This is a genomic window from Streptomyces sp. Tu6071 (assembly GCF_000213055.1).
Classification (GTDB): domain Bacteria; phylum Actinomycetota; class Actinomycetes; order Streptomycetales; family Streptomycetaceae; genus Streptomyces; species Streptomyces evansiae.
This window is the reverse complement of the sequence record NZ_CM001165.1, coordinates 3,255,775-3,261,944: the sequence shown is the minus strand read 5'-3', so window position 1 is coordinate 3,261,944 and position 6,170 is coordinate 3,255,775. Positions and strand designations below refer to the sequence as shown.

At 66.9% G+C, this 6,170-nt stretch carries 4 protein-coding genes and 2 rRNA genes (1 of these 6 running past the window's edge); all 6 read left to right on the top strand.

The window, feature by feature from the left end:
- Window positions 1-1,884, top strand: a 23S ribosomal RNA gene (locus STTU_RS13385); it begins 1,241 nt to the left of the window's first position.
- A gap of 98 nt (window positions 1,885-1,982) precedes the next feature.
- Window positions 1,983-2,099 (top strand): 5S ribosomal RNA (rrf, locus tag STTU_RS13380).
- A 92-nt stretch (window positions 2,100-2,191) separates the two neighbouring features.
- Complete coding sequence (locus tag STTU_RS13375; protein WP_007823619.1) at window positions 2,192-2,836, top strand: HAD family hydrolase; 645 nt, start codon at window positions 2,192-2,194, stop codon at window positions 2,834-2,836.
- Between the two features lie 41 nt (window positions 2,837-2,877).
- Complete coding sequence (locus tag STTU_RS13370) at window positions 2,878-4,098, top strand: MFS transporter (protein ID WP_007823618.1); 1,221 nt, start codon at window positions 2,878-2,880, stop codon at window positions 4,096-4,098.
- A complete protein-coding gene (locus STTU_RS13365; protein ID WP_043255092.1) occupies window positions 4,067-5,239 on the top strand; it encodes an acetoin utilization protein AcuC in 1,173 nt (390 codons plus the stop codon). Before STTU_RS13370 ends, STTU_RS13365 begins: the two co-directional genes overlap by 32 nt.
- Window positions 5,240-5,849: 610 nt before the next feature.
- Entirely contained in the window at window positions 5,850-6,062 is a 213-nt protein-coding gene (locus STTU_RS13360; protein ID WP_007823614.1) for a helix-turn-helix domain-containing protein, read from the top strand.
- Window positions 6,063-6,170 lie beyond the last annotated feature (108 nt).

Sequence of the window (6,170 nt, the reverse complement as noted above, 5' to 3'; positions counted from 1 at the left end):
CTCAAGCGTACCGCCGAAGTCGTGTCATTGCAGCGTGAACGTCCCCAACGGAGGCTGTGATGGGTAGGGGAGCGTCGTGTGCCGGGTGAAGCTGCCGCGTAAGCGAGTGGTGGACGGTTCACGAGTGAGAATGCAGGCATGAGTAGCGATTCACACGTGAGAAACGTGTGCGCCGATTGACTAAGGGTTCCTGGGTCAAGCTGATCTGCCCAGGGTAAGTCGGGACCTAAGGCGAGGCCGACAGGCGTAGTCGATGGATAACCGGTTGATATTCCGGTACCCGCTGTGAAGCGTCAAACATTGAATCCAGTGATGCTAAGCCCGTGAAGCCGCCCTGATCTCTTCGGAGTTGAGGGGAGTGGTGGAGCCGGTGACCCAGGCTGGTAGTAGGTGAGTGATGGGGTGACGCAGGAAGGTAGTCCATCCCGGGCGGTGGTTGTCCCGGGGTAAGGGTGTAGGACGTTGGGTAGGTAAATCCGCCTGGCACATAGTCTGAGACCTGATGCCGAGCCGATTGTGGTGAAGTGGATGATCCTATGCTGTCGAGAAAAGCCTCTAGCGAGTTTCATGGCGGCCCGTACCCTAAACCGACTCAGGTGGTCTGGTAGAGAATACCGAGGCGTTCGGGTGAACTATGGTTAAGGAACTCGGCAAAATGCCCCCGTAACTTCGGGAGAAGGGGGGCCACGCTTGGTGATCACTTTTGCAGTGTGAGCTGGGGGTGGCCGCAGAGACCAGCGAGAAGCGACTGTTTACTAAAAACACAGGTCCGTGCGAAGCCGTAAGGCGATGTATACGGACTGACGCCTGCCCGGTGCTGGAACGTTAAGGGGACCGGTTAGCTGACTTTCGGGTTGGCGAAGCTGAGAACTTAAGCGCCAGTAAACGGCGGTGGTAACTATAACCATCCTAAGGTAGCGAAATTCCTTGTCGGGTAAGTTCCGACCTGCACGAATGGCGTAACGACTTCTCGACTGTCTCAACCATAGGCCCGGTGAAATTGCATTACGAGTAAAGATGCTCGTTTCGCGCAGCAGGACGGAAAGACCCCGGGACCTTTACTACAGTTTGATATTGGTGTTCGGTTCGGCTTGTGTAGGATAGGTGGGAGACTGTGAAGCGGCCACGCCAGTGGTTGTGGAGTCGTTGTTGAAATACCACTCTGGTCGTGCTGGATGTCTAACCCGGGTCCGTGATCCGGATCGGGGACAGTGTCTGATGGGTAGTTTAACTGGGGCGGTTGCCTCCTAAAGAGTAACGGAGGCGCCCAAAGGTTCCCTCAGCCTGGTTGGTAATCAGGTGGTGAGTGTAAGTGCACAAGGGAGCTTGACTGTGAGACCGACGGGTCGAGCAGGGACGAAAGTCGGGACTAGTGATCCGGCGGTGGCTTGTGGAAGCGCCGTCGCTCAACGGATAAAAGGTACCCCGGGGATAACAGGCTGATCTTCCCCAAGAGTCCATATCGACGGGATGGTTTGGCACCTCGATGTCGGCTCGTCGCATCCTGGGGCTGGAGTCGGTCCCAAGGGTTGGGCTGTTCGCCCATTAAAGCGGTACGCGAGCTGGGTTTAGAACGTCGTGAGACAGTTCGGTCCCTATCCGCTGTGCGCGTAGGAATATTGAGAAGGGCTGTCCCTAGTACGAGAGGACCGGGACGGACGAACCTCTGGTGTGCCAGTTGTTCTGCCAAGGGCATGGCTGGTTGGCTACGTTCGGGAGGGATAACCGCTGAAAGCATCTAAGCGGGAAGCCTGCTTCGAGATGAGTATTCCCACCTCCTTGAGAGGGTAAGGCTCCCAGTAGACGACTGGGTTGATAGGCCGGATATGGAAGCCCTGTAAGGGGTGGAGTTGACCGGTACTAATAGGCCGAGGGCTTGTCCTCAGTTGCTCGCGTCCACTGTGTTGGTTCTGAAACCACGAACAATCACATGCTGCCCCCGCACTAGCGGTGTGGCGGGGTGGTTGACGGTTTTATAGTGTTTCGGTGGTCATAGCGCGTGGGAAACGCCCGGTTACATTCCGAACCCGGAAGCTAAGCTGCGTAGCGCCGATGGTACTGCAAGGGGGACCTTGTGGGAGAGTAGGACGCCGCCGAACAATTATTGTGGGGAAGCCCCGCACCATTCACTTGGTGCGGGGCTTTTTCGCGTTCACGGCCCTGTATTCCGGGCCGGGCTATTGTCGGAGCCATGCGCTACGACCTGGTCATCTTCGACAACGACGGCGTTCTCGTGGACAGCGAGCCGCTGTCCAACACGGTGCTCGCCGCGTACCTCACGGAACTCGGCCACCCCACCACGTACGAGGACTCCCTCCGGGACTACATGGGCGGCGCCCTGCACCGGGTGCACGACACCATCCTCGAACGGACCGGGCAGCGGCTCCCCGAGAGCTTCGACACCGACTTCCACGCACGGGTCTTCGCGGCCTTCGCGCGCGAGCTGAAGCCCGTCGACGGCATCGGCGACGTCCTCGCGTGGCTGAAGGAGAGCGGGACGCCGTACTGCGTCGCCTCGTCCGGCAGCCACGAGCGCATCCGCTTCGGGCACGGCGTCACAGGGCTCGACCGCTGGTTCCCCGAGGACCGCGTCTTCAGCGCCGAGGACGTCGGCCGCGGAAAGCCGGCACCCGACCTCTTCCTGCACGCAGCCGACGTGATGGGGGTGCCCCCGGAGCGGTGCGCGGTCGTCGAGGACAGCCCGCTCGGGGTCCAGGCCGCCCGCGCCGCCGGGATGGACGTGTACGGATTTACCGCCATGACCCCGGCGGCCGGGCTCGGCCCCGTCACGGCCGGTTTCGCGAGCATGGCCGAACTCCCCGATTTGCTCAGCTGATTGGCCTACCGACTGGTAGCGAGGGCGCCTACGCTCCCGCCATGACCGCTCCCGCCACCATCGACGCACGCCTCCGGCACGGCAGAGTCGCGCTCGCCCTGAGCTTCTTCGTGCAGGGCGCGGCCTTCGCGCTGCTCGTCACCCGTATCCCCGCCGTCCAGGACAGGTACGGGATATCCGACGGGCTCCTGCCCGTCTTCCTCGCCGCGGTCCCCGTGCTCGCCGGGGCCGGGAGCGTCGTCACCGAACAGCTGGTCAAGCGGGTGCGGCCCAGCCAGGTGCTGCGCTGGTCGCAGCCCCTCGCGCTGCTCGCCCTCCTCGGCGTCGGCTACGGCGACGGCATGGTGGTCCTCGCCCTCGTCCTCGCCGTCTTCGGGCTCGGCGTCGGCGCGCTCGACGCCTCGATGAACATGCTCGGCGTCAGCCTCCAGCGGGCCTACGGCCGCAGCATCATGCTCGGCTTCCACGCCGTCTACAGCCTCGGCGGCATCCTCGGCGCCTCGCTCGCCTGGGCCGGCGCGCACTGGCACCTCTCGCTCGGCGTCTCGTACCTCCCGCTCGTCGCCGTCACCGTCCCCGCCGCCCTCATCGGCAGCCGGTGGTACGCGGACGCGCGCAAGGGGACTCCCCCGCCGCAGGACCAGGAGCGGGCGCAGGGCTCCGGTGTCGTCTTCCGGATGCTCCTCCCGCTCTGCCTCGTCATGACCTTCGCGTACATCGGCGACTCGACGGTCTCCAACTGGAGCGCCAAGTATCTCCAGGACGTCCTCGGCAGCTCGGAGCAGCTCTCGACCGTCCCCTACAACGTGTACATGGTCACGACGCTCATCGGCCGGGGGCTCGGGGACTTCGGGGTGCGGCGCTTCGGGCCCGTCGTGGTCGTCCGGGCCGGTGCCGTGCTCGCCGCGACCGGCTTCGGGGTCGTGGCGCTCGCGCCCGGCGCCTGGGTCGGAATGCTGGGGTTCACGCTCCTCGGGCTCGGGTTGTGCGTCCTCGTACCGCAGACCTTCGCCGCCGCCGGGCGGATGTTCCCGCACGCCTCGGACGCGGCCGTCGCGCGGCTCAACATCTTCAACTACGTCGGATTCCTCGTCGGCTCCCCGCTCGTCGGGGCGCTCGGCGACACCTGGAACTACCGGGGCGCGATGATCGTGCCGCTCGTCCTCGTCCTCCTCACGCTGGGGTACGCGCGTTCCTTCGCGCCCGCGCCCGCCCGGTACGGTGACGGGCATGAGCGGCCTCGCGCACTTGATGTGGGATGACGGCGTCACCGCGTACGACTTCGGCGACGGTCACCCGATGGACCCCGTACGGCTCGACCTGACCCGCAAGCTCGTCGCGGGTCTCGGTGTCGACGCCGCGCTCAAGGTCGTCGCGGCGCCGCCCGCGGGGGAGTCGACGCTGCGGCTCGTCCACCGCGAGGACTACATCGCGGCGGTGAAGGCCGCGTCCGCCGACCCGGAGCACGCCGACCAACGGTACGGGCTCGGCACCGTCGACGACTGGGCGTTCGCCGGGATGCACGAGGTGTCCGCGCTCATCGCCGGGCAGTCCGTGGCCGCCGCCGAGGCACTGTGGCGCGGGGACACCGCGCACGCCGTGAACTTCACCGGCGGCCTGCACCACGCGATGCCCGCCGCCGCCTCCGGGTTCTGCGTCTACAACGACGCGGCGCTCGCCGTCGCGCGGCTGCTCGAACTGGGCGCCGAGCGGGTCGCGTACGTCGACACCGACGTGCACCACGGGGACGGCGTCGAGGCCGCCTTCTGGTCCGATCCCCGCGTCCTCACCATCTCCGTCCACGAGCACCCGCGGACCCTCTTCCCGAACTCCGGCTGGCCGCAGGAGACGGGCGCCGAGGACGCGGAGGGTACGGCGGCGAATCTCCCGCTGCCCGCCGGGACCGGGGACGCGGGCTGGCTGCGCGCCTTCCACGCCGTCGTGCCCGAACTGCTCGCGGGCTTCGACCCGCAGTTCCTCGTCACCCAGCACGGCACCGACACCCACTTCGAGGACCCGCTCGCGCACCTCGCCGTCTCGCTCGACGCGCAGCGCGCCGTGCAGTCCGCGTGCCACGACCTCGCGCACACGTACGCGGGGGGACGCTGGCTCGCGCTCGGCGGCGGTGGCTACGCGGTCGCCGACGTCGTGCCCCGCTCGTGGACGCACCTCACCGCGATCGCCGCGCACCGGCCCGTCGAACCGCTCGCGGCCGTACCGGAGGCGTGGCGGCAGCAGGTGTACGCCGCGACACGGCAGCAGGCGCCGTACCGGATGACGGACGGCCGCTGGCCCGTGCGGTGGCAGCCGTGGGAGGAGGGCTACGACCCGGCGGACCGCATCGATCAGGCGATCATCGCGACGCGGAAGTCCGTCTTCCCCTTGCGGGGACTGCTTCCGTAAGGCCCGGAACGGCCCTCCGGCGCACAACTCCTACGCCCAACGCCCGATCCCCCGCTGGCCACTCCGCCCCACCCGCCTCCCCACGCCCGCGCACCGATGTGTCGACAAAACGACCCGCTTCCCGCTACGCAGCCCCCCGTCGCCTACGTTTTCCCGCTTCTCCCCGGCCCTTCGGCGCCCTCATCCCGCGCCGGGCGCGAGCCGGGCGTGAGCCCCCCGCCGGGGCCTCCTGGGACGGACCGGCTCACGGGGGGCGGACGAGACGGGAGCCGTGGCGGTGCGCGGCGGGAGGGGCGGGGTCGCGGTGCAGGTCAGCTCCGTCGTGGGGCGGCGGAGCAGGGGGGCGCGCGTGGCCCGGCCCTGGCTGCGGTGCGGGGGAGGGGCGGGTGGCTTTTCGCGTTCCGCTTGGTGGTGCCGTGCGGACCGGGTACTACCGGCCGATTACTCGTTATGTACTCAATCCGGCGTGTCTGTCACGGTAAACAGAGGATGCCTGCTCCTCTTCCCCACTCGCATCACCCGCCCCTAATCTGGGGAGTGAGCGCTCAGCGACGAGGAGTCACCGGAGGGGAAGCCGGTGCGCGTCCGAGCGGAAGGTACAGGTGTAGTGATGGCCACTGCTGACGAGCGTCCTCTCAACGAGGTCCAGTTCCTGACCGTCGCCGAGGTCGCCTCGGTGATGCGAGTGTCGAAGATGACCGTGTACCGCCTGGTGCACAGCGGTCATCTGCCCGCCATCCGGGTCGGAAGGTCCTTCCGGGTCCCCGAGCAGGCGGTGCACGAGTACCTCCGCGAGTCCTACGTGGGGGTGGAGACCGCCTGAGCCGGCTGCCCGCCCGCCCGGGAACCGGTGCTCAGCCGGGTCCCGGGCAGGGGGGTCGCCCTCGATTTAGGGCTCGGAGCGGGTGGCGGGTAGGCTGGGCCGACGTAG